Origin of the sequence: Kitasatospora sp. CB01950 (genome assembly GCF_001905465.1) — a bacterium.
Taxonomy (GTDB): Bacteria; Actinomycetota; Actinomycetes; order Streptomycetales; family Streptomycetaceae; genus Kitasatospora.
In genome coordinates this window covers 43,367-66,721 of sequence record NZ_LISX01000007.1, presented here as the reverse complement: position 1 = coordinate 66,721, position 23,355 = coordinate 43,367, and the positions used below count along the sequence as shown (strand labels likewise).

Here is a 23,355-nt window from a genome sequence, read left to right as displayed (position 1 = left end):
GCGTTTTCGAGGCCTGAGGGCCGAATGGCGGGGCAATTCGGGCGCAACGCGGGCAAGGCGGGCGGAAGAAGTGGTGAAGCTGCTGGTGAGCGGGGTTCGGACGGGTGTTCCGGCGGCAAAAACGGGCCGTCCGGGAGCGTGCGCGGCCAGGACGGGGCGAATCGCGCACCGAATCGGTCGGGAAGCTTCACGACACGCGTGATTCCAGTCCCGGTGCCACTCGGCGGGGCCCGCTCTCCTAGCCTCGGGTCACCAGGGAGCCCCGAGCGAAGGGCGGCGTGCAGTGGAACAGACGCAGGAGACGGCCACGGACGCAGCGGCCGGGCGGCGGCCCGCCGCGGCAGGGCTCCGGCCCGGGGCGTGGCGGTTCAGCGCGGCCCCGGAGGAGTCCTCGGTGCCGCGCACCCGGCACGCGGTGCGGGACCGGCTGCTGGCCCAGGGCATGGCGGGGGAGCGCTACCAGGAGCTGGTGGACGACCTGCTGCTGATCGTCTCGGAGCTGGTGTCGAACGCCGTCACGCATGCCGCGGCGCTCTCCCCGCAGGTGCACTGCGAGCTGGTGATCGACCCGGAGCGGGTGCGGGTCTCGGTGCTCGACGGCCACCCGTACCGCCCCAGGGCGCAGTCGAACGACCCGGTCCGCCCGGGCGGGCGCGGCCTGCTGCTGGTCAAGAGCGTGACCCTGCAGGCGGGCGGCGAGTGCGACGTGGAGCCCACCGAGGACGGCGGCAAGGTGATCTGGGCCAGCCTGCCGCTGCCGCTGCCGGGCCCCGCCGGGACGGGGGACGGCCCCGACGGCGGCCCGGACTGCTGAGACGCCTACCAGTCGTTGCCGGCGATCTCCCGGATCCCGGGCAGGGCCGCCTCGAAGACCGTCTCGAACCACACCGAGAACGGCTTCTCGGCGCGCAGCGCGCGCAGCTCGGCGGCCGTGACGAAGCGGGTGTCCTCGACCTCCTCCGGCGCCGGGTCCGGCTCGGCGGTGATCAGCCCGACGAACAGGTGGTTCCACTCCCGCTCGATCAGCCCGGTGGTCTCGTCCGGCAGGTCGTAGCGGGTGGTGCCGGCCTCGCAGAGCAGCGCGGGGGCGGCGCCCAGTTCCTCGGTGGTGCGGCGGGCGGCCGCCACGAACGGCTGCTCGCCGGGGTAGGGGTGGCCGCAGCAGGTGTTCGACCAGACACCCGGCGAGTGGTACTTGCCGAGCGCCCGGCGCTGCAGCAGCATCCGGCCCTGCCGGTCGAACAGGAACACCGAGAAGGCGCGGTGGAGCCGGCCCGGCTGCTGGTGGGCCCAGAGCTTCTCCCCGGTCCCGATGGTCGCGCCGTGGTCGTCGACCAGCTCCAGCAGGATCTCGCCGGGTGCGGCCGCGGACGGGGAGGCGAGCTCGGGGGAGAGGTCGTCGGTCGGGCTGACAGCAGGACTCATGGGCGAAATGCCCCTTTCGGCGCGTGGACCGGGGCCGCGCCCGGGCCGGGCCCGGGGCCGCCCACCCCGGTTGTGAGGTCGGCTGCGCGCACGTCGGCCCGGTCTGGCCGGTCCGCCGACGGCGTCGGGGCCCAAGTCTGCCGCATGCCCGGGTGGCCCCGGGGCCGCGACGCACGTCACCGGGGTGGAGGACCGGATGTTCGGCAGAACTGTGCGATCCGCGACCGTACGGCGTCGTCGAACGTCCGCCCCGTGCCCGCAGCTGATCGGTTGATCCGACCGCCCCGGATTCGGCAGTCGATCATGCGATCCGACCGCCGCGCAGCCCGGCAGTTGATCACCTGAGCCGCCCGGGCCGCGTTCTGGCAGGTGGCCGGGGTCGCCTACCATCAGTGGGACCGGGCGGTCCGCAAGACGCGCCCGTACGGCGCGCCGCAGCCGCGGCCGCGTCCCGGCGCCGCTACCCGCACCGGCGCGCCGGACGGCACCCGAGACCCTGGAGTCCCGCATGATCGGCCTCGTCCTGGCCGCCGGCGCAGGCCGCCGGCTTCGTCCGTACACCGACACCCTGCCCAAGGCGCTGGTGCCGGTCGACGGAGAGCGGACGGTGCTCGACCTGACCCTGGGGAACTTCGCCGAGGTCGGCCTGCGGGAGGCTGCGATCGTCGTCGGCTACCGCAAGGAGGCGATCCAGGACCGCAAGCAGGCGCTGGAGCAGAAGTACGGCGTCAAGCTCACCCTGGTCGAGAACGACAAGGCCGAGGAGTGGAACAACGCCTACTCCCTGTGGTGCGCCCGCGACCTGTTCGGCGAGGGTCTGCTGCTGGCCAACGGCGACACCGTCCACCCGGCCTCGGTGCAGCGCACCATGCTGGACGGCAACGACCGCCGCATCAAGGAGGGCAAGGCCCCCGGCATCCTGCTCGCGCTGGACACCGTGAAGAAGCTCGCCGACGAGGAGATGAAGGTCGTCGTCGACCCCGAGCTCGGCGTGCGCCGGATCACCAAGCTGATGGACCCGCTGGACGCCACCGGCGAGTACATCGGCGTCACCGTGATCAACCCGTCGGCCGGCCCGGCCCTCGCCGACGCCCTCAAGGCGGTCTTCGAGCGCGACCCGCAGCTGTACTACGAGGACGGCTACCAGGAGATGGTCGACCGCGGCCTGGTCGTCGACGTCCAGCCGATCGGCGAGGTCTCCTGGGTCGAGGTCGACAACCACGACGACCTGGCCAAGGCTCGGGAGATCGCGTGCCGGTACTGACCCGACTGGTGCCCTCGCCGGTCTTCGTCGAGGTGCGGTCCGGCGCGCTGGACGCGCTCGGCGGCATCCTGGCCGACCAGCGGCTCTCCTCGTCCGGCCGGATCGCGGTGGCGATCAGCGGCGGCTCCGGCGCCGTGCTGCGCGAGCGCCTGGAGCCGGCGCTGCCCGGCGCCGACTGGTACCAGGTCGACGACGGCACCCTGGACAGCGCGGTCCGGCTGACCGACGAGATCCGCCGCGGCCACTACGACGCCCTGGTCGGCCTCGGCGGCGGCAAGATCATCGACGTGGCCAAGTACGCCGCGGCCCGGGTCGGCCTGCCGGTGGTCGCGGTCGCCACCAACCTCGCCCACGACGGCATCTGCTCCCCGGTCTCCACCCTCGACAACGACGCCGGCCGCGGCTCCTACGGGGTGCCCGGCCCGATCGGCATCGTGGTCGACCTGGACGTCATCTCCAAGGCGCCGAAGCGCTTCGTGGCGGCGGGCATCGGCGACGCCGTCTCCAACATCTCCGCCTGCGCCGACTGGGAGCTCTCGCACACCGTCACCGGCGAGCCGGTCGACGGCCTCGCCGTGGCGATGGCCCGGGCGGCCGGTGAGAACCTGCTGCGGCACCCGGGCACCCTGGAGGACCCGGACCTCCTGACGACGCTCGCGGAAGCCCTGGTACTGTCCGGCATCGCGATGAACATCGCGGGCAGCACCCGGCCCAGCTCGGGAGCCTGCCACGAGATCTCGCATGCCCTGGACGTGCTGTACCCCAAGCGGTCCGCCCAGCATGGCGAGCAGGTCGGCCTCGGCGCGGCCTTCGCCTGCTTCCTGCGGGGCGAGCGGGACCTGTCCGGACTGATCGTGGAGCGCCTGCGCTTCCACGGCCTGCCGGTGACCGCCGATCAGATCGGCTTCACCGAGGCGGAGTTCACCGAAGCGGTGCACTACGCTCCGAACACCAGACCGGGGCGCTTCACCATCCTCGAACACCTCGACCTCTCCGCCACAGACATCAGGGACGCGTACGCCGACTATGTCCAAGCCGTCAACAGCTGAACGCCCGCCGGTTGACCTCACCCGCCGCCCGTCGATCGAGGAGCTCCGGGCGGTCATCCACCCGGAGGGCATGCTCCAGCGACGCAGCGCCGAGCACTGGGCCGGCCGCCTCTACATGCGGAAGATCTCGCTGCGGATCACCCGCATCCTGTCGACCGTCACCGTGATCACGCCCAACGGCCTGACCTACCTGATGATGCTCACCGGCATCCTGGCCGGCATCGCCCTGGTGGTCCCGGGCCTGACCGGCGCGATCCTCGGCGCGCTGCTGATCCAGATCTACCTGCTGCTGGACTGCGTGGACGGCGAGGTCGCCCGCTGGCGCCGCCAGACCTCGCTCACCGGCGTCTACCTGGACCGGGTCGGCCACTACATGTCCGAGGCCGCGCTGCTCACCGGCCTCGGCCTGCGGGCCGCCGACCTGCTGCACCGCGACGGCGACCACGCCGCCTGGCAGTGGGCCTTCCTCGGCACGCTGGCCGCGCTCGGCGCGATCCTGATCAAGTCCGAGACCGACCTGGTCGACGTCGCCCGGGCCCGCTCCGGGATGACCGCCGTCCAGGACGAGGCCTCGGTGCCGCGCTCGAACGCTGTCGCCAAGGCCCGGCGGGCCGCCGCGCTGCTGAAGTTCCACCGCCTGGTGGGCGCCGTCGAGGCCTCGCTGTTCATCCTGGCCGCCGGCATCGCCGACCAGGTCCACGGCGGCCTGTACTTCACCCGCCTCGCCGTGGTGGTGCTCGCCGCCATCGCGATGCTGCAGACCGTCCTGCACCTGCTGTCGATCGTCCTGTCCAGCAGGCTGCGATGAGCGACGACTTCCGCCTCGGCGCGGTCATCATCACCATGGGCAACCGGCCCGCCGAACTGAACGCGCTGATCGAGTCGGTGCGCGCCCAGCAGGGCCCGCCGGTCGAACTCGCAGTGGTCGGCAACGGCGCCCCGCTGCCCCCGCTGCCCGCGGGCGTGCGCACCGTCGAGCTGCCCGAGAACCTGGGCATCCCCGGCGGCCGCAACGTCGGCATCGAGCTGTTCGGCCCGGACGGCCGGGACGTCGACGCGGTGCTGTTCCTGGACGACGACGGCTCGCTGCCGAACACCGACTCCGCCGAACTCCTCCGCAAGGCGTTCACCGCCGACCCGTCGCTGGGCATCGTCTCGTTCCGGATCGCCGACCCGGAGACCGGCACCACCCAGCGCCGGCACGTGCCCCGGCTGCGCGCCAGCGACCCGATGCGCGGCTCCCGGGTCACCACCTTCCTCGGCGGCGCGAGCGCCGTGCGCAGCGCGGTCTTCCCGCAGGCCGGGCAGCTGCCCGCGGAGTTCTTCTACGCCCACGAGGAGACCGACCTGGCCTGGCGGGCGCTGGACGCCGGCTGGTCCATCGACTACCGCCCGGACGTGGTGCTGTACCACCCGGCGACCTCCCCGGCCCGGCACGCGGCGTACTTCCACAACGTCGCCCGCAACCGGGTGTGGCTGGCGCGGCGGAACCTTCCGGTCCTGTTGGTGCCTCTCTACCTGGGGACCTGGTTCCTGCTGACCGTCGCCCGCCGGCCCTCCGGCTCGGCGCTCAAGGCGTGGCTCGGCGGGTTCCGGGCAGGCTGGAGCGAGCCCTGCGGCCCGCGTCGGCCGATGAAGTGGTCCACCGTCTGGCGCTTGACCAGGCTCGGCAGACCGCCAATCATCTGATCGCAACCGGTCGGCGATACCCCCGTCGGCCGCACGCAAACCTGAGCTCCTCGTGGTACGCCCCGGTTCCGCGCCCCGTCCCCTCGGGCGCGGGATTTTCGACCCCCTGAAGGACGAATGTGTCGACACTGAGTGACCCGGTCAACCTCTCCGCACCGAGGGGCGCCGACGCGGGTCTGACCCCGAAGCAACTGGCGGACAAGTACGGGCTGTCCGTCAGCGGCAAGCGGCCGAGTCTGCCGAAGTACATCCGCCAGCTCTGGGCCCGGCGCGCCTTCATCAGCTCGTTCGCGACCGCCCGCCTGGTGGCGCAGTACACCACCGCGAAGCTCGGCCAGCTCTGGCAGGTGCTCACCCCGCTGCTCAACTGCGCGGTGTTCTACCTGGTCTTCGGTGTGATCATGAAGAGCCGGGACGGCGTCCCGGTCTACATCGCCTGGCTGTGCGTCGGCGTCTTCGTCTTCCAGTTCTCGCAGAGCGCGATCCAGGCCGGCACCCGGTCCATCTCGGACAACCTCGGCCTGATCCGGGCGCTGCACTTCCCGCGCGCCGCGCTGCCGATCGCCTTCACCGTGATCCAGCTCCAGCAGCTGCTGATCTCGATGGTGGTGCTGGTCGCCATCGTGCTGGCGAACGACATCAAGCCGGCCATGACCTGGCTGCTGATCGTCCCGGCGCTGGTGCTGCAGTCGCTGTTCAACACCGGCCTCGCCATGGTGATGGCCCGGGTCGGCGCCAAGACCTCGGACATCTCGCAGCTGATGCCGTTCCTGCTGCGCACCTGGATGTACGTCTCCGGCGTCATGTACAGCGTCTCCGGCTACATCAAGAGCTGGCCGACGATCTGGCAGACGGTCTACTCCTGGAACCCGGCGACGGTCTACATGGACCTGATGCGCTACGCGTTCATGCCGGACAGCTTCGACAAGGCCAAGTACCCGGGAGGCTACGACGCGGCGGGCCACCAGCTCCCCACCGCGCTGAACCTCCCGCACCACATCTGGATCATGGCCGGCACCTGGGCGATCGTCGCCTTCGTCATCGGCTTCGTGTTCTTCTGGAAGTCCGAGGAGGAGTACGGCCGTGGCTGACGCAGCGATCGACACCCTGAAGGAGACCACCGCGGTGGACAACCAGGCCCGGGTCCCCACCGTGGTGGCGGACGACGTGCACATCATCTACAAGGTGCACGGCGCGGGTGCCGGCAAGGGCAGCGCCACCTCGGCGCTGAGCCGGATGATCACCCGCAAGAAGTCGCCCGCGATCCGCGAGGTGCACGCGGTGCGCGGCATCAGCTTCACCGCGTACAAGGGCGAGGCCGTCGGCCTGATCGGCTCCAACGGCTCCGGCAAGTCGACCATGCTGGCGGCCATCGCCGGCCTGCTGCCGACCGCCAGGGGCGCCATCTACACCAACGGCCAGCCCTCGCTGCTGGGCGTGAACGCGGCGCTGATGAACGACCTGACCGGCGAGCGCAACGTGGTGCTGGGCTGCCTGGCGATGGGCATGTCCCCGGCCCAGGTGCGCGAGCGCTACCAGAGCATCGTCGACTTCTCGGGCATCAACGAGAAGGGCGACTTCATCTCGCTGCCGATGCGCACCTACTCCTCCGGCATGGGCGCCCGCCTGCGGTTCTCCATCGCCGCGGCGAAGACCCACGACGTGCTGCTGATCGACGAGGCCCTCGCCACCGGCGACCAGGGCTTCCAGCAGCGCTCCAAGGCCCGGATCAACGAGCTGCGCAAGGAGGCCGGCACGGTCTTCCTGGTCAGCCACGACAACAACGCGATCCGCGAGACCTGTGAGCGCACCATCTGGATCGAGCACGGCGAGCTGATCATGGACGGGCACACCGACGAGGTGGTCCGGCGGTACGAGAAGGGCGAGCGCCCCTGAACGGGGCGCGGCCGACGGTCGCAGGGCCGGTGCGCGGGGAGTCCTCCCCGGCACCGGCCCTGTGCCGTGCGGCGGGTGAAGGCGTGGCGACGGAAGCGTGTCCGAGGCGCGGTGGCGCCCGGCACCGGTGTAGAACGGGGGAGTGACGGCAGTGTCGGCTTCAACCAAATCCGATAACCAGACAGCGGCGGTGACGCTGGACAAGGCGGACCTGGAGAACTTCCCGGTCGCCCCCGCCTTCCTGCCCGCCGCCTGGCGGGGCGACCTGATGGCGGTCTACGGCTTCGCCCGGCTGATCGACGACGCCGGCGACGGCGACCTCGCCGACCCGGCCTCCGTCGCCCACCTGCTGGACGTCCCCGGCGCCCCCGAGGACGCCGACTTCCGGCTCGACCTGCTGGACGGCCTGGAGCGCGACCTCGACCGGGCCTTCGCCACCGTCCTCGGCGACGACCGCGCCCAGGGCGGCACCGTCCTCGGCACCGCCGCCGGCGAGCCCCGGCACCCGCTGATCCGCGGCCTCGTCCCGCTGATCGACCGGCACGCCGTCACCCCCGAGCCGTTCCGCCGCCTGATCGAGGCCAACCGGGTCGACCAGGCCGTCACCCGCTACCCGACCTGGGACGACCTGCGGCACTACTGCACGCTCTCCGCCGACCCGGTCGGCCGCCTGGTGCTCGCCCTGGCCGGCCGCACCACCCCCGAACGCATCGAGATGTCCGACGCGATCTGCACCGCGCTGCAGATCGTCGAACACCTCCAGGACGTCGCCGAGGACCTCGACCGCGGCCGGATCTACCTCCCGCAGGAGGACCTCGCCACCTTCGGCGTCACCGAACAGGACCTCGCCGCTCCCGCCGCCTCGCGCGAGGTCCGGCAGCTGATCGCCTGGGAGGCGAGCCGGGCCCGGACCCTGCTCGACCGCGGCGCGCCGCTGGTAGGTACGGTTCACGGGAGGCTTCGACTGCTGCTGGCGGGATTCACCGCCGGCGGGTACGCCGCCCTGGACGCCATCGCGGCGGCCGGGTACGACGTGCTCGCGCACCGGGCGAAGCCGGACAAGCGCCGCCTGGCCGGCCGGGCGGCGGCACTTTTCGCGAAGGGAAGGTGAGTGCCCGCGTGGGGGCATCACCACTGGCGTCCGCGCCGGTCATGGCGGCCTACCGGTACTGCGAGGCGGTCACCGCCCTACAGGCCCGCAACTTCAGCTACGGCATCCGGCTGCTGCCCGAGGCCAAGCGGCTGGCGATGTCCGCGCTGTACGCGCTGGCCCGCCGGGTCGACGACATCGGCGACGGCGACCTGCCCGCCGAACAGAAGACCGAGGCGCTGGCCCGCACCCGCGCCCTGCTGGACGAGATCCGGGCGGGCGCGGTCGGCGAGGAGGACACCGACCCGATCAAGGTCGCGCTGGCCGACGCCGCCCGCCGCTTCCCGATCCCGCTCGGCGGCTTCGACGAGCTGATCGACGGCGTCGAGATGGACCTCAAGGGCGTCGAGTACCAGACCTTCGACGAGCTCAAGGTGTACTGCCGCTGCGTGGCCGGCTCGATCGGCCGCCTCTCGCTCGGCGTGTACGGCTGCGACGACCGGGAGCGCGGCGCCGAGTACGCCGACACCCTGGGCCTGGCCCTGCAGCTCACCAACATCCTGCGCGACCTGCGCGAGGACGCCCTGAACGGCCGCACCTACCTGCCCACCGAGGACCTCGTCCGGTTCGGCTGCCAGCAGGGCTTCGCCCTCCCGCAGCTCCCGGTCGGCGCCGACTTCACCGGCCTGGTCGCCTTCGAGGCCGAACGCGCCCAGCAGGCCTTCACCGAGGGCCTGCGCCTGCTGCCGATGCTCGACCGCCGCAGCCGCGCCGCCACCGCCGCGATGGCCGGCATCTACCACCGCCTGCTCGGCCGGATCGCCGCCGACCCGCACTCGGTGCTCCGCGGCCGGGTCTCGCTGCCCGGCTGGGAGAAGGCGTACGTGGCACTGTCCGGGCTCGCCGGAGGGCGTTCTTGATTCTCACGCCAGTTATGTCACGCTGTGTCAACAGGGAATCACGACGCATGCGCACGTTGTTGTGCCCACAGTCCACTGCTGCCGGGGAGGACCGATGAGCACGCCGACGCCGCAGCGGCAGCGCACCGCCGTGGTGATCGGCGGCGGCCTGGCCGGCATCACCGCCGCCCTCCGCCTGGCCGACGCCGACGTGCGCACCACCCTGGTCGAGGCCCGCCCCCGGCTCGGTGGCCTGGCCTTCTCCTTCAAGCGCGGCGACCTGACGGTCGACAACGGCCAGCACGTGTTCATGCGCTGCTGCACCGCCTACCGCGGCCTGATCGACCGCCTCGGCGCGCACGACCTGACCGACCTCCAGGACCGGCTGGACGTCCCGGTGCTCGGCCTCGCCGCCGACGGCACCCGCAGCCTCGGCCGGCTCCGCCGCGCCGCCCTGCCCGTCCCGCTGCACCTGGCCGGCAGTCTTGCCACCTACCGCCACCTGAGCCCGGCCGACCGGCTGCGGGTGGTGCGCGGCGCGCTCGCCCTCAAGGGCCTGCGGCTGGACGACCCGGCGCTCGACGAGATCTCGTTCGGCGAGTGGCTGCGCCGCCACGGCCAGACCCCGGCCACCGTCGAGGCGGTCTGGGACCTGGTGGGCGTCGCCACCCTGAACGCCACCGCCGACCGCACCTCGACGGCACTGGCCGCGAAGGTCTTCCAGACCGGCCTGCTGTCCGACCCGGGCGCCGCCGACATCGGCACCGCCCGCGTCCCGCTCGGCGAGATCCACCACGACCGGGCCCGCGCCGAACTCGAACGCGCGGGCGTCCGGGTGCTGCTGCGCGCCAAGGCCGCCGAACTCAAGGCCGCCGAACCGCACGCCGTCCGGCTGGAGGGCGGCGAACTGCTCACCGCCGACACCGTGGTGCTGGCCGGCGCCCAGGACACCGCGGCGGCGCTGCTGCCGCCCGGCGCCGTCCCCGGGCAGGAGCGGTTCGCCGACTTCGGCACCGCGCCGATCCTCAACGTGCACGTGATCTACGACCGGCCGCTGATCCGCCGTCCGTTCTTCGCCGCGATCGGCTCCCCGGTGCAGTTCGTCTTCGACCGCACCCGGCACTCCGGGCTGGACGTCCCCGGCGCCCAGTACCTGGCCGTGTCGCAGTCCGCCGTCGAGGACGAGATCGACCTGCCGGTCGCCGAACTGCGGGACCGCTACCTGCCGGAGCTCGCCCGGCTGCTGCCCGCCGCCCGCGACGCGAAGGTGCTGGACTTCTTCGTCACCCGCGAGCGCACCGCCACCTTCGACCCGGCGCCCGGCACCGCCGCACTGCGCCCCGGCGCGCGCACCGACGTCCCGGGCATCCTGCTCGCCGGGTCCTGGACGGCCACCGGCTGGCCCGCGACGATGGAGGGCGCAGTCCGCAGCGGCCACGCCGCGGCCGACGCCGCGCTGGCCGGCACCGGCCGGCTCCCCGTCGACCGGGCCGACGGGCGGTGGCCCCGATGACGGAGACCCGGCAGGCCCCGACCACCGACATCGCACCCGGCCGGCCGCCGTTCGCGGCCGGTCAGACGTACCGAGAGGGAACGCACGTGGAGGCACGCACCGGCTCGACGGTCAGGGACACCCCGACGGTCCTGGACCTGCTGGCGCGCGGACGCACGCTCTGCACGCCGCCGATGCGCGAGGCCGTCGCCCGTCTGGCCGCACCGATGGACACCGTCGCCGCGTACCACTTCGGCTGGATCGACCGCGACGGCCGGCCCGCCGCGGGCGACGGCGGCAAGGCCGTGCGCCCGGCGCTGGCGCTGCTGTCGGCCGAGGCGGTGGGCGCGGACGCGCAGGTGGGCGTACCCGGCGGCGTGTCGGTCGAACTGGTCCACAATTTCTCCCTCCTCCATGATGACCTGATGGACGGTGACGAGACACGTCGGCACCGGGCCACCGCCTGGACGGTGTTCGGCCCGGCGCAGGCCGTACTGGTCGGCGATGCGCTGGCCACCCTCGGCACCGAGGTCCTGCTGGACGCCGCGGTGACCGGCGGGGCCACTCCGACCGACGCCGCCCGCGCCGTCCGGCTGATCACCACCGCGACCCGGCGGCTGATCGACGGTCAGGCGCTGGACGTCTCGTTCGAACAACGGGACGTGGTGACGGTCGAGGAGTGTCTGACCATGGAGGGCGGCAAGACCGGCGCCCTGCTGGCGGCCTCCGCGGCGATCGGCGCGGTGCTGGCCGGCGCCGACGACAAGATCTCCGACGCGCTCCAGCGGTACGGCCACCACCTGGGCCTGGCATTCCAGGCGGTGGACGACCTGCTGGGCATCTGGGGCGCCACCGAAGTGACGGGCAAGCCGCACTGGAGCGACCTCCAGTCGCGCAAGAAGTCGCTGCCGGTGTGCGCCGCGCTGGCCGAGGGTGGCGCCGCCTCCCGCGAGCTGGCCGCACAGCTGGCCGACCCGACCGGCCGCGGCGAGGAGAGCGAGCAGCAGCTCGCCGCCCGCGCCGCGCTGATCGAGCAGGCCGGCGGCCGGGCCTGGACGCAGGAAGAGGCCCGCCGCCAGTACGACACCGCCCTCGCCGCGCTCGGCGAGGTGCCCATGGCCGACGAGGTGCGCGAGCACTTCGTCGCACTCGCCGAATTCGTGGTGGTCAGAGAGAGGTGACGTAAGAGTGACAGCAACCGCGGGTGGAAGGCTCGGACCCCAAACCTCAGTTGCAGTAACACGATCTGACGATTCCTCACCCGCGGCGGCGCTCAGCCGGGCCACCGCACACCTGCTGTCACTCCAGCACGCCGACGGCTGGTGGAAGGGCGACCTGGAGACCAACGTCACCATGGACGCCGAAGACCTGCTGCTCCGCCAGTTCCTCGGCATCCGCACCGAGGAGCAGACCCGGGCCACCGCGGCCTGGATCCGCTCCCGGCAGCGGGAGGACGGCACCTGGGCCACCTTCCACGGCGGCCCGCCCGAACTGTCCACCACCGTCGAGGCGTACGTCGCCCTCCGGCTCGCCGGGGACGACCCCGACGCCGCGCACATGCGGGCCGCCGCCGCCTTCGTCCGCGAACACGGCGGCATCGCCGCCACCCGGGTCTTCACCCGGATCTGGCTCGCCCTGTTCGGCTGGTGGCCCTGGGAGAAGCTCCCCGAACTGCCCCCCGAAGTGCTGTTCCTGCCCAGCTGGGCCCCGCTGAACATCTACTCCTTCGGCCAGTGGGCCCGCCAGACCATCGTCCCGCTGACCGTGGTCTCCGCCCACCGCCCCGTGCGCCCCGCCCCGTTCGACCTCGACGAACTGCACACCGACCCGGCGAACCCGTACCCGAGGCGGCCGCTCGCCGCCGCGCACACCTGGGACGGCCTCTTCCAGCGCCTCGACCGGCTGATGCACCACTACCACCGGCACGCCGTCAAACCGGTGCGCCGGCTGGCGCTGCGGCAGGCCGCCGCCTGGATCGTCGAACGGCAGGAGGCCGACGGCTGCTGGGGCGGCATCCAGCCGCCCGCCGTGTACTCGCTGATCGCGCTGCGGCTGCTCGGCTACGGCCTCGACCACCCCGTGATGAAGGCCGGCCTCGCCGCCTTCGACTCCTTCACCGTGCACACCGAGGACGGCGAGCGCTGGATGGAGGCCTGCCAGTCCCCGGTCTGGGACACCTGCCTGGCCGCCATCGCGCTGCGCGACGCCGGCCTGCCCGGCGACCACCCCGCCCTGGTCCGGGCCGGCGAGTGGATGCTCGGCGAGGAGGTCACCACCCGCGGCGACTGGGCCGTCAAACGCCCCCGGCTGGCCCCCGGCGGCTGGGCGTTCGAATTCCAGAACGACACCTACCCCGACGTCGACGACACCGCCGAAGTGGTGCTCGCGCTGCGCCGCATCGACCACCCCGACCGGCCCCGGATGGCCGGCGCCGTCGAACGCGCCGTCGACTGGAGCCTCGGCATGCAGTCCAAGGACGGCGCCTGGGCCGCGTTCGACGCCGACAACACCAGCCGGCTGCCCAACAAGCTGCCGTTCTGCGACTTCGGCGAAGTCATCGACCCGCCGTCCGCCGACGTCACCGCGCACATGGTGGAGATGCTCGCCGAGACCGGCCGCACCCGGGACCCGCGCACCCGGCGCGGCGTCGCCTGGCTGCTGAGCCACCAGGAGGCCGACGGCTCCTGGTTCGGCCGCTGGGGCACCAACTACATCTACGGCACCGGCTCCGTGCTGCCCGCCCTGATCGCCGCCGGACTCACCCCCGGCCACCCCTCGATCCGACGCGCCGTCCGCTGGCTGACCGGCCGGCAGAACACCGACGGCGGCTGGGGCGAGGACATGCGCTCCTACGAGGACCCGGCCACCTGGGCCGGCCGCGGCGACTCCACCGCCTCGCAGACCGCCTGGGCGCTGATGGCGCTGCTCGCCGCCGGCGAACGCGACTCCGAGGCCGTCGAACGCGGCGTCGCCTGGCTGACCCGCACCCAGCGCCCCGACGGGACGTGGGACGAACCGCAGTTCACCGGCACCGGGTTCCCCTGGGACTTCTCCATCAACTACCACCTGTACCGGCTGGTCTTCCCGGTCACCGCCCTCGGCCGCTACCTGCACGACGCCCCGCTCGGCCGGGGCGGCCACCGATGACCGCCCCGCTGCTGGTGCTCTGCGCGCTCGCCCCCGAGGCCTGGGCGCTGCGCGGCGGCGACTGGTCCGGCGCGGCCGGCGGGCCCCCGGTGCTGGCCCGCACCGGCATGGGCCGCCGGACGGCCGGGCGGCGGGCCGCCGTACTGCTGGAGGCCGGCGGCTACGGGGCGCTGCTGGTCGCCGGGTTCGGCGCCGCGGTCGGCCCCGGGGTACGACCCGGCGAGGTGATCGTCGCCGACCGGGTCACCGACGCCGAGGGCCGCACCCACCCGTTGGCCACCGCGCCCGCGCTGGCCACCGCCCTGGAGGAGGCCGGGCTCCGCGTCCACCTGGGCACCCACCGCACCGCCGACCACGTGGTGCGCGGCGCCGAACGGGCCCGGCTGCACGCCGAGGGCGCGCTCGCCGTCGACATGGAGGCCGCCGCGGTGCTCGCCGCCCGCGCCGAGCACGCCCCCGACCTGCCCGCCGCCGTGCTGCGGGTGGTGGTCGACACCCCCGAGCGGGAACTCGTCCGCCCCGGCACCCTGCCCGCCGGCTTCCGGGCCTGGCGGGCGCTGCGGGCCGCCGTCCCCGCCCTCACCGCCTGGCACCGGCAGCTGAACGCCGCACCCCCTCCGCCGACGACCCCACCGTCCTCGACACAGCCCTCGACGCTCCCTCAGGAGGCGAGCTAAGCCATGGCCATGCCGCTGCGTCAGACCGTCCGCGTATCCACCTACCTCATGCAGCAGAAGCTGAAGCGCCGGGACAAGTTCCCGCTGATCGTGGAGCTGGAGCCGCTGTTCGCCTGCAACCTGAAGTGCGAGGGCTGCGGCAAGATCCAGCACCCGGCCGGGGTGCTCAAGCAGCGGATGCCGGTCGCGCAGGCGGTCGGCGCGGTCCTGGAGTGCGGCGCCCCGATGGTCTCCATCGCCGGCGGCGAACCGCTGATGCACCCGCAGATCGACGAGATCGTCCGGCAGCTGGTCGCCCGCCGCAAGTACGTCTTCCTGTGCACCAACGCGCTGCTGATGCGCAAGAAGCTCGACCTGTTCACCCCGTCCCCGTACTTCACCTTCGCCGTGCACATCGACGGCCTGCAGGAGCGGCACGACGCCTCGGTCGCCAAGGAGGGCACCTTCGCGGAGGCCGTCGAGGCGATCAAGGAGGCCAAGCGGCGGGGCTTCCGGGTCACCACCAACTCGACGTTCTTCAACACCGACACCCCGCAGACCGTGGTCGAGGTGCTGGACTTCCTGAACGACGAACTCAAGGTCGACGAGATGATGATCTCCCCGGCCTACGCGTACGAGAAGGCCCCCGATCAGGAGCACTTCCTCGGCGTCGAACAGACCCGGGAGCTCTTCCGCACGGCCTTCGCCGGCGGCAACCGCCGCCGCTGGCGGCTCAACCACAGCCCGCTGTTCCTGGACTTCCTCGAAGGCAAGGTCGACTTCGAGTGCACCGCCTGGGGCATCCCCAACTACTCGCTGTTCGGCTGGCAGCGCCCCTGCTACCTGATGGCCGACGGCTACGTCCCCACCTACCGGGAACTCATCGAGAAGACCGACTGGGACAAGTACGGCCGCGGCCGCGACCCGCGCTGCGACAACTGCATGGCCCACTGCGGGTACGAGCCCACCGCGGTGCTCGCCACCATGGGCTCGCTCAAGGAGACGATCCGCGCCGCCCGGGAGACCCTCGCCGCCCCCAAGGCCCTCTGAGCACGCGTCACCGGCCGCCCGCGCCGCAACGGCGCGGGCGGCCCACGCCGACAGGCGACCCGGGGCGCAGGGCCGCAGGCTGGACACCGACCGTCCACCCACCCGAACAGCCGTGAGGGGCACGCCATGCCACTGCTGAGCCGGATCGCCGGGCCCGCCGACCTCCGCCGACTCCACCCCGAACAGCTCCCCCCGCTCGCCGCCGAGATCCGCGACTTCCTGATCGACAACGTCACCCGCACCGGCGGCCACCTCGGACCCAACCTCGGCGTGGTCGAACTCAGCATCGCCCTGCACCGCGTCTTCGACTCCCCGCACGACCGCATCCTGTGGGACACCGGCCACCAGGCCTACGTGCACAAACTGCTCACCGGCCGACAGGACTTCGGCCGACTGCGCGCCAAGGACGGCCTCTCCGGCTACCCCTCGCGCGCCGAATCCCCGCACGACCTGATCGAGAACTCGCACGCCTCCACCGCTCTCGGCCACGCCGACGGCATCGCCAAGGCCAACCAGCTGCTCGGCGTCGACCGCTGCACCGTCGCCGTGATCGGCGACGGCGCGCTCACCGGCGGCATGGCCTGGGAAGCCCTCAACAACATCGCCGAGGCCGAGGACCGCCCGCTGATCATCGTCGTCAACGACAACGAACGCTCCTACGCGCCCACCATCGGCGGCCTCGCCCACCATCTCGCCACGCTGCGCACCACCAAGGGCTACGAACGCTTCCTCGCCTGGGGCAAGGACGCCCTGCAGCGCACCCCCGTGGTCGGGCCGCCGCTGTTCGACGCGCTGCACGGGGCCAAGAAGGGCTTCAAGGACGCCTTCGCCCCGCAGGGCATGTTCGAGGACCTCGGCCTGAAGTACCTCGGCCCGATCGACGGGCACGACATCGCCGCCGTCGAACAGGCGCTGCGTCAGGCCCGCAACTTCGGTGGGCCCGTCATCGTGCACTGCATCACCGTCAAGGGCCGCGGCTACCGGCCCGCCGAGCAGGACGAGGCCGACCGCTTCCACGCCGTCAACCCGATCGACCCGTACACCTGCCTGCCGATCTCGCCGTCCGCCGGGGCGTCCTGGACGTCCGTGTTCGGCAAGGAGATGCTCGCGCTCGGCGCCGAACGGCCCGACCTGGTCGCCGTCACCGCCGCGATGCTGCACCCCGTCGGGCTCGGGCCGTTCGCGAAGGCCCACCCCGGGCGGACCTTCGACGTCGGGATCGCCGAACAGCACGCCGTCGCCTCCGCCGCGGGCCTGGCCACCGGCGGGCTGCACCCCGTCGTCGCGGTGTACGCGACCTTCCTGAACCGGGCGTTCGACCAGGTGCTGATGGACGTCGCGCTGCACCGGCTCGGCGTCACCTTCGTGCTCGACCGGGCCGGTGTCACCGGCAACGACGGGGCCTCGCACAACGGGATGTGGGACCTGTCGGTGCTGCAGGTCGTCCCCGGGCTGCGGATCGCCGCGCCGCGCGACGCCGCCCGGCTGCGCGAACAGCTGCGCGAGGCCGTCGCCGTCGAGGACGCCCCCACCGTGCTGCGCTTCCCCAAGGGCGAGCTCGGCCCCGAGGTGCCCGCGATCGAACGGATCGCCGGCCTCGACGTGCTCGCCCGCACCGGACCCGCCCCCGACGTGCTGCTGGTCGCCGTCGGCGCGATGGCCCCCGCCTGCCTGGACGCCGCCGCGCTGCTCGCCGCCGACGGCATCACCGCCACCGTCGTCGACCCGCGCTGGGTCAAGCCCGTCGACCCCGCCCTGGTCGAGCTGGCCGCCGCGCACCGGATGGTGGTCACCGTCGAGGACAACGGCCGCACCGGCGGCGTCGGCGCCGCCCTCGCCCAGGCCATGCGGGACGCCGAGGTCGACACCCCGCTGCGCGACCTCGGCATCCCGCAGGAGTTCCTGGAACACGCCTCGCGCGGTGAGATCCTCGAGGAGATCGGACTCACCGGCACCGGCGTCGCCGCCCAGACCGCCGCCCACGCCCGCCGCCTGCTGCCCGGCACCGGAACCCGCACCGCCGCCCGGGAGTACCGGCGCAGGATGCCGCTGACCGATTGGAGCGAACCCGCGTGACCCAGGCCGAACCGCTCGACCTCGCCGCCCTGCTCGACGCCCGGGGCGGCGAACGCTACGAACTGCACGCCCGCTACCTCAACCCGCAACTGCCGCGGATGCTGCACACCATCGGCTTCGACCGGACCTACGAACGCGCCAAGGGCCCGTACTTCTACGACGCCGAGGGCAACGAGTACCTCGACATGCTCGCCGGGTTCGGCGTCTTCGCGCTCGGCCGGCACCACCCCGCCGTCCGGGCGACCGTCCAGCAGGCGATGGACCTGGAGACCGCCGACCTGACCCGCTTCGACTGCTCCCCGCTGCCCGGCCTGCTCGCCGAACAGCTGCTCGCCCACGCGCCCGGGCTGGACCGGGTGTTCTTCGGCAACAGCGGCACCGAGGCCGTCGAGACGGCGCTCAAGTTCGCCCGGTACGCCACCGGCCGGCGCCGCGTCCTGTACTGCGACCACGCCTTCCACGGCCTCACCACCGGCTCGCTCTCCGTCAACGGCGAGAACGGCTTCCGCAAGGGCTTCGACCCGCTGCTGCCGGACACCGCGATCCCGCTCGGCGACCTGGCGGCGCTGAAGCGGGAACTGAAGAAGGGGGACGTCGCCGCGCTGATCGTCGAGCCGATCCAGGGCAAGGGCGTGCTCGCCCCGCCGCCCGGCTGGCTGGCCGCCGCCCAGGAACTGCTGCACGCGCACAAGGCGCTGCTGATCTGCGACGAGGTGCAGACCGGCGTCGGCCGCACCGGCACCTTCTTCGCCCACCAGGCCGAGGAGGGCGTCCACCCCGACCTGGTGTGCGCGGCCAAGGCGCTGTCCGGCGGGTACGTGCCGATCGGGGCCACCCTCGGCACGTCGTGGATCTTCGAGAAGGTGTACTCCTCGATGGACCGGGTGCTGGTGCACTCCGCCAGCTTCGGTTCCAACGCGCAGGCGATGGCCGCCGGCCTGGCCACCCTGCACGTGATGCGGCAGGAGAAGGTGGTGGAGAACGCCGCCCGGGTCGGCGAACTGTTCAAGGCCCGGCTGTCCGCGCTGGTCGAACGCTACGAGCTGCTCGCCGAGGTGCGCGGACGCGGCCTGATGATCGGCATCGAGTTCGGCCGCCCCAAGTCGCTCAAGCTCCGCACCGGCTGGACGGCGCTGCAGGCCGCCCGCAAGGGGCTGTTCGCGCAGATGGTGGTCGTCCCGCTGCTGCAGCGGCACCGGATCCTCACCCAGGTCTCCGGCGACCACCTGGAAGTGATCAAGCTGATCCCGCCGCTGATCATCACCGAGAAGGAGGTCGACCGCTTCATGGACGCCTTCACCGAGGTGATGGACGACGCGCACCGCGGCAGCGGCCTGATGTGGGACTTCGGCCGGACGCTGGTCAAGCAAGCCGTGGGCTCGCGTTAGGGCCTGTCCTAGAGCTCGGTGCGGCGGCGGCGCACCACGACCCACAGGTCCGCCGCCGCCACCAGCGTCAGCACCCCGCAGGCCACCGCGAACACGGTCAGCGTGCCGCTGCTCGGTGCGCCGTGCGGCGACGCGTAGGCCGCCCAGACCGCGAAACCGGCCGTGCACAGCGCGAAGAACGGCAGGAAGATCATCGACAGCAGGAAGCGCAGCTTCAGATCGCTGCGTGCGGTGGCGGGTTCCGTCCCGCTCCGCCAGACCTTCGGAGTCTTCGCCCGCCGCATACGCCACCGCCTCCCTCGTACCCTTCCAGCGTAGGACTGTCGGGGACGGGGAGGCGGAGTGATGGACGACCGGTTGGACGACTACCTGGGGCTGCCGGTGGAGCCGGCCCGGGCGCTGGCCGCGGAGCGCGGCTGGCGGACGGTGCGGGTGCTGGAGCCGGAGGCGCTGCTCACCATGGAGTACCGGTCCGAGCGGCTCAACCTGACGGTGCGCGGCGGCGTGGTGGAACGGGCCTGGGCGGGCTGAGGGCGCACCGGCAGCGGGCGGCCGGCCCAGTGCGCGGTCGCCGGCTTCGGCCGGGGCACGGGGGCGGGGCGGGCGAAGCGGCCCTCGCGGTGCCAGATCGCCAGGATCCGCTCGTCCAGTGCGGCGATGGCCGGTTCGGCCAGCGGCAGCGACAGCAGTACCAGCGCGCCCGCCGTCCAGCCGGCGAACACGTCGGAGATCCAGTGGGTGCCGAGGTAGACGGTGGTCAGGCCGATCGAGGCCGCGGTGAGCGCGGCCAGCACCGTGCCCGTCCGCCGCCAGCGCACCGCCAGATAGGCCAGCACGCCCCAGGTGACGACGGCGTTGGCGGTGTGCCCGGACGGGAAGATGTTGCCGCCGGAGAACAGCTCGGGCGAGCCCACGTAGTGCGCGTAGTGCGGGCCGAGCCGGCCGGTGAGGATCTTCACCGCCCCGACGGTGACGTTCAGCAGCAGCAGTGCCATGCCCATGACGAGCAGTGGTCGTGACGAGTGCGTGCGGTAGCAGCGCCACCCCAACCAGAGGCAGGCGGCAATGGCGGTCGGGCCGCGTTGGCCGGCGACCACCCAGATGTCCAGGTAGGGCAGGGCCTCCGGCCACACCTTGTACGGGCGCAGCTGCTGCAGCGCCCAGTCCAGGTCGACCAGCGGCGAATCGCCCATGATGGCCAGCACCACCGCCAGGTACAGCACGGCGGTGATGCCGAAGAGCAGGGCGTGCCGCCGGCTGATCGGCGGGAGTGCGGATTTGGTCGCCGTAGTGACGGAATCGCGCTCGGACTGGACCGGAACCGTACGCGGTGCGGTCGATATCCGCGGTACGGGGCATTCGGGCTTCGCTGGCACGCGTTCGACATTACCGGCTGACTCGGACGGGTCCGGGCTATTCGGTCGATCCGTCACCCGCCGGTGATCGGTTGTCCGCACTTTCCCCATACGGGCAGTTCAAGGGTCGAGGGGTGGGGCGGGAAAGCGGAGGGGAGTGTGCGAAATCACCCTCGGGGACGCCTCCGAGTGCCGTTATCCTCGGGTTTCTCCAATTGACGGGCGGGTAGTGCGGGAACGAAAGAGGCGGCCGATTTCCGTGACGTACGTCACTTTGGGAAATCGACCGCCAGGTCGGGCGGGGTGGCGCGGCTCAGGGCAACACCTTCTCGACGGCTGCCGCGCCGTGCTCCTCCATGTCCTTCTTCGCCTTCGCGAGCCGCTCCTTCGTGACGTCGCGCCCCGAGGCCATCACCAGGTCCTCGGGGTCGACCGGGTGCTCCGCCCCGGTGTGCAGCAGCTTGTCCGGAGTCGGCGCGGAGTCGCTGTCCGTGGAATCCGTCATCAAGATCCTCCATGGGTGCGCCCCGCCGCCGGGGGGCGGCGGCGGGAGGTCTGCACGTCGAGTCTGGACCCGCGCCGTGGGCGGCGCACCACGAACCCGCAGCGGGCCGACTAGTCGAGCGGGCCGCCCGCGACGTAGATGACCTGGCCGGAGACGAAACCGGCGCCCTCGGAGGCGAGGAAGGAGATGGTGTGGGCGATGTCGTCCGGCGTGCCGACCCGCTGGACCGGGATCGCCGACGCGGCGGCCTGCTTGAACGCCTCGAACTCCATGCCGACCCGGGCGGCGGTGGCCGCCGTCATGTCGGTGGCGATGAAGCCGGGGGCGACGGCGTTGGCGGTGATGCCGAACTTGCCGAGCTCGATGGCCAGGGTCTTGGTGAAGCCCTGCAGGCCGGCCTTGGCCGCCGAGTAGTTGGCCTGGCCGCGGTTGCCCTGCGCGGAGGAGGAGGACAGGTTGACGACGCGTCCGAAGCCGGCGTCCACCATGTGCTTCTGCACCGCGCGGGTCATCAGGAAGGCGCCCTTGAGGTGGACGTTCATCACGGTGTCCCAGTCGGACTCGGACATCTTGAACAGCAGGTTGTCGCGGAGCACGCCCGCGTTGTTCACCAGCACCACGGGGGCGCCGAGCTCGGCGGCGATCCGGTCGACCGCGGCCTGCACCTGCTCGGCGTTCGAGACGTCGGCGCCGACGGCCAGCGCCCGGCCGCCCGCGGCGACGATCGCCTCGGCAGTGCCCTTGGCGTTCGACTCCTCCAGGTCGACCACCGCGACCGCGTAGCCGTCGGCGGCCAGCCGCAGCGCGGTGGCGGCGCCGATGCCGCGGGCCGCGCCCGTCACCACGGCCACCCGCACCGGAGCGTCGGTGATCGCGGACGTGCTCTGCTCGGTCATCTTCGTACTCGTCTCTCTCGAAATCGGACGACGGAACCGGCCCGGGCCGGCGACCCGCGGATGAGAATTGAATGAGGTGCGCAGCGCGCAGCGCGGCAACCCTACCGGCGAGTAGAAATTCCGGCCAGAGGCAGCGCCGCAGGTGACAGAGGGTGAGGGCGTGCGGCGGCCGAGCGGGTGAACCAGGTCGGTCGCCGTCCCGACATACGGGGGAAATATGCCAACTTTGCCGAACCTGCGACTACTCTGCGCCCCTACCTGCCGGTCCAGGCCGACCGTTTGTATAGTGTGCGCCAGCAGCCACCGGCTGCACGGCCGGCGCGTCCTTACTCACAGCGGGATGCTCACTCGCCGTTACTGCCCCGCTCGGGTGTCCCACACACCCCCGAGCGTGACACCGGGACGGATTTCATGGTGCTGGGGGAGATCCCGACAACCCGTGTGCCCGGTCGACTGCAGCAGTCGCCCGGTCACCTCATCCGCGTGGCCCAGCAGGTTCACACCCGCTTGTGGTCCGAATACGTCGGTACCGAGCTGACAGCCCCGCAGTTCGCGGTGCTGCTGGTACTGGCACTAGAGCCCGGAGCCGACCAGCGCACGGTCGGCGAACGGGCCTCGCTCGACAAGGCGACGATGGCAGAAATGGTCGCCCGGCTGGTCCGGCGGGGCCTGGTGCTCCGTCGCCGCGACCCCGCCGACGGTCGTCGCAAGCTGCTGGCGCTCTCGCAGAGCGGCGCCCAGGCGGTGCGCGAGGCGACCGGCGGAGTGGTCCGGGTCCAGCGGACCCTGTTCGAACCGCTCAGTCCTGACGAGCAGTTGGAACTCGTCCGCACCATGGCACGGATCGCCCGGCTGGAGCCGGCCGCCGTTGCCGTGATAGCCGACGCCAGGCCCACGCTGGACGCCCAGCGGGCCATCGGCTACCTGATTCGGGTCGCCCAGCAGGTGCACACCAAGCTCTGGTCGGAGAAGGTCGGCACCGAGCTGACGGCTCCGCAGTACGCGGTGCTGGACGCGCTGGAGACCGAACCGGGCGCCGACCAGCGCACCGTGGGCGAGCTTGCCTCGCTCGACAAGGCGACGATGGCCGAAATGGTCAGTCGGCTGGTGCGGCGCGGCCTGGTGCTGCGTCGTCGCGACCCCTCGGACGGGCGCCGCAACCTGCTCTCGCTCTCCCCGACCGGCCAGGAGCTGCTGCACCGCTCCACCGCCGGGGTCCGCGAGGTCCAGGAGGCGCTGCTCGCTTCGCTGGAGCCGCACGAGCACGCGCCGGCGCTGGCCTTGCTCGCGAAGGCGGCCCGGCTGTAACGATTCTGCAAAGCGTCGCCCAATTTTTTGGGCGGCGAACGCGCCCCGGCGGGCATGCGGCACCGCTCGGGACGCTCCGGAAGGGGCCGACACCACGTCAGGTGTCGGCCCCTTCCGGGTTGTTCCGGTCGTCACGCTCCGTGCTGATCGGGCATCAGTCGAAACTGATG

At 72.4% G+C, this 23,355-nt stretch carries 22 protein-coding genes and 1 pseudogene; 18 read left to right on the top strand and 5 right to left on the bottom strand.

What is annotated here, in order from left to right:
* Window positions 1-394 precede the first annotated feature (394 nt).
* Complete coding sequence (locus tag AMK19_RS18945; RefSeq protein WP_338015800.1) at window positions 395-814, top strand: ATP-binding protein; 420 nt, start codon at window positions 395-397, stop codon at window positions 812-814.
* A 5-nt stretch (window positions 815-819) separates the two neighbouring features.
* Here AMK19_RS18945 and idi read toward each other — a convergent pair whose 3' ends face one another.
* Window positions 820-1,425: an isopentenyl-diphosphate Delta-isomerase gene (gene idi / locus AMK19_RS18940; protein WP_073813195.1), complete on the bottom strand. Its 606-nt coding sequence runs from the start codon at window positions 1,423-1,425 to the stop codon at window positions 820-822.
* A gap of 508 nt (window positions 1,426-1,933) precedes the next feature.
* Here idi and AMK19_RS18935 point away from each other — a divergent pair.
* From AMK19_RS18935 to AMK19_RS18865, 15 genes are all read left to right on the top strand, one after another.
* Window positions 1,934-2,689: a phosphocholine cytidylyltransferase family protein gene (locus tag AMK19_RS18935; RefSeq protein WP_073813193.1), complete on the top strand. Its 756-nt coding sequence runs from the start codon at window positions 1,934-1,936 to the stop codon at window positions 2,687-2,689.
* Window positions 2,677-3,738, top strand: a complete 1,062-nt coding sequence (locus tag AMK19_RS18930; RefSeq protein WP_073813190.1) for an iron-containing alcohol dehydrogenase family protein — start codon at window positions 2,677-2,679, stop codon at window positions 3,736-3,738. Before AMK19_RS18935 ends, AMK19_RS18930 begins: the two co-directional genes overlap by 13 nt.
* A gap of 70 nt (window positions 3,739-3,808) precedes the next feature.
* Window positions 3,809-4,546, top strand: coding sequence for a CDP-alcohol phosphatidyltransferase family protein (locus AMK19_RS18925; RefSeq protein ID WP_198953369.1), 738 nt, complete (start codon window positions 3,809-3,811; stop codon window positions 4,544-4,546).
* The gene (locus AMK19_RS18920; protein WP_073813188.1) at window positions 4,543-5,427 is read left to right on the top strand and encodes a glycosyltransferase family 2 protein; all 885 of its coding nucleotides are present in this window, start codon (window positions 4,543-4,545) and stop codon (window positions 5,425-5,427) included. The genes AMK19_RS18925 and AMK19_RS18920 overlap by 4 nt, the downstream gene beginning before the upstream one ends.
* Before the next feature lie 119 nt (window positions 5,428-5,546).
* Entirely contained in the window at window positions 5,547-6,518 is a 972-nt protein-coding gene (locus tag AMK19_RS18915; protein ID WP_083647047.1) for an ABC transporter permease, read from the top strand.
* Window positions 6,511-7,323 (top strand): ABC transporter ATP-binding protein, encoded by an 813-nt coding sequence (locus AMK19_RS18910; protein ID WP_073813185.1) that lies wholly within the window; start codon window positions 6,511-6,513, stop codon window positions 7,321-7,323. Before AMK19_RS18915 ends, AMK19_RS18910 begins: the two co-directional genes overlap by 8 nt.
* A gap of 190 nt (window positions 7,324-7,513) precedes the next feature.
* The gene (gene hpnC / locus AMK19_RS18905; protein ID WP_443135024.1) at window positions 7,514-8,434 is read left to right on the top strand and encodes a squalene synthase HpnC; all 921 of its coding nucleotides are present in this window, start codon (window positions 7,514-7,516) and stop codon (window positions 8,432-8,434) included.
* A gap of 41 nt (window positions 8,435-8,475) precedes the next feature.
* Window positions 8,476-9,333, top strand: coding sequence for a presqualene diphosphate synthase HpnD (hpnD, locus tag AMK19_RS18900; protein ID WP_073813179.1), 858 nt, complete (start codon window positions 8,476-8,478; stop codon window positions 9,331-9,333).
* A gap of 94 nt (window positions 9,334-9,427) precedes the next feature.
* The gene (gene hpnE / locus AMK19_RS18895; protein WP_073813176.1) at window positions 9,428-10,825 is read left to right on the top strand and encodes a hydroxysqualene dehydroxylase HpnE; all 1,398 of its coding nucleotides are present in this window, start codon (window positions 9,428-9,430) and stop codon (window positions 10,823-10,825) included.
* A complete protein-coding gene (locus AMK19_RS18890; protein WP_443135023.1) occupies window positions 10,822-11,985 on the top strand; it encodes a polyprenyl synthetase family protein in 1,164 nt (387 codons plus the stop codon). Before hpnE ends, AMK19_RS18890 begins: the two co-directional genes overlap by 4 nt.
* 7 nt (window positions 11,986-11,992) lie before the next feature.
* The gene (shc, locus tag AMK19_RS18885; protein ID WP_073813173.1) at window positions 11,993-13,951 is read left to right on the top strand and encodes a squalene--hopene cyclase; all 1,959 of its coding nucleotides are present in this window, start codon (window positions 11,993-11,995) and stop codon (window positions 13,949-13,951) included.
* Window positions 13,948-14,628, top strand: a complete 681-nt coding sequence (locus AMK19_RS18880) for a phosphorylase family protein (protein WP_073813170.1) — start codon at window positions 13,948-13,950, stop codon at window positions 14,626-14,628. The genes shc and AMK19_RS18880 overlap by 4 nt, the downstream gene beginning before the upstream one ends.
* Window positions 14,629-14,631: 3 nt before the next feature.
* Window positions 14,632-15,657 carry an adenosyl-hopene transferase HpnH gene (hpnH, locus tag AMK19_RS18875; protein ID WP_073813167.1) on the top strand — a complete coding sequence of 342 codons (1,026 nt, stop codon included), beginning with the start codon at window positions 14,632-14,634 and terminating at the stop codon, window positions 15,655-15,657.
* 126 nt (window positions 15,658-15,783) lie between these two features.
* A complete protein-coding gene (gene dxs / locus AMK19_RS18870; protein ID WP_073813165.1) occupies window positions 15,784-17,733 on the top strand; it encodes a 1-deoxy-D-xylulose-5-phosphate synthase in 1,950 nt (649 codons plus the stop codon).
* Window positions 17,730-19,121 (top strand): aspartate aminotransferase family protein, encoded by a 1,392-nt coding sequence (locus AMK19_RS18865; protein ID WP_198953368.1) that lies wholly within the window; start codon window positions 17,730-17,732, stop codon window positions 19,119-19,121. Before dxs ends, AMK19_RS18865 begins: the two co-directional genes overlap by 4 nt.
* Before the next feature lie 8 nt (window positions 19,122-19,129).
* Here AMK19_RS18865 and AMK19_RS18860 read toward each other — a convergent pair whose 3' ends face one another.
* Entirely contained in the window at window positions 19,130-19,405 is a 276-nt protein-coding gene (locus AMK19_RS18860; protein ID WP_073813162.1) for a DUF6343 family protein, read from the bottom strand.
* A gap of 61 nt (window positions 19,406-19,466) precedes the next feature.
* On the opposite strand from AMK19_RS18860, the gene AMK19_RS36560 reads away from it, so the two are divergent.
* Window positions 19,467-19,652: an I78 family peptidase inhibitor gene (locus tag AMK19_RS36560; RefSeq protein ID WP_073813160.1), complete on the top strand. Its 186-nt coding sequence runs from the start codon at window positions 19,467-19,469 to the stop codon at window positions 19,650-19,652.
* Between the two features lie 209 nt (window positions 19,653-19,861).
* On the opposite strand, the pseudogene AMK19_RS37335 reads toward AMK19_RS36560, so the two are convergent.
* From AMK19_RS37335 to fabG, 3 genes and pseudogenes are all read right to left on the bottom strand, one after another.
* A pseudogene (locus AMK19_RS37335) lies at window positions 19,862-20,116 on the bottom strand (phosphatase PAP2 family protein); the annotation flags it as partial.
* A gap of 673 nt (window positions 20,117-20,789) precedes the next feature.
* Window positions 20,790-20,981 (bottom strand): hypothetical protein, encoded by a 192-nt coding sequence (locus AMK19_RS18845; protein WP_073813159.1) that lies wholly within the window; start codon window positions 20,979-20,981, stop codon window positions 20,790-20,792.
* Window positions 20,982-21,091: 110 nt separating this feature from the next.
* Complete coding sequence (fabG, locus tag AMK19_RS18840) at window positions 21,092-21,877, bottom strand: 3-oxoacyl-ACP reductase FabG (protein ID WP_073813157.1); 786 nt, start codon at window positions 21,875-21,877, stop codon at window positions 21,092-21,094.
* 483 nt (window positions 21,878-22,360) lie between these two features.
* Here fabG and AMK19_RS37330 point away from each other — a divergent pair, with 483 nt between their 5' ends.
* Window positions 22,361-23,185 (top strand): MarR family winged helix-turn-helix transcriptional regulator, encoded by an 825-nt coding sequence (locus tag AMK19_RS37330; RefSeq protein ID WP_241844482.1) that lies wholly within the window; start codon window positions 22,361-22,363, stop codon window positions 23,183-23,185.
* Window positions 23,186-23,355: the final 170 nt, after the last annotated feature.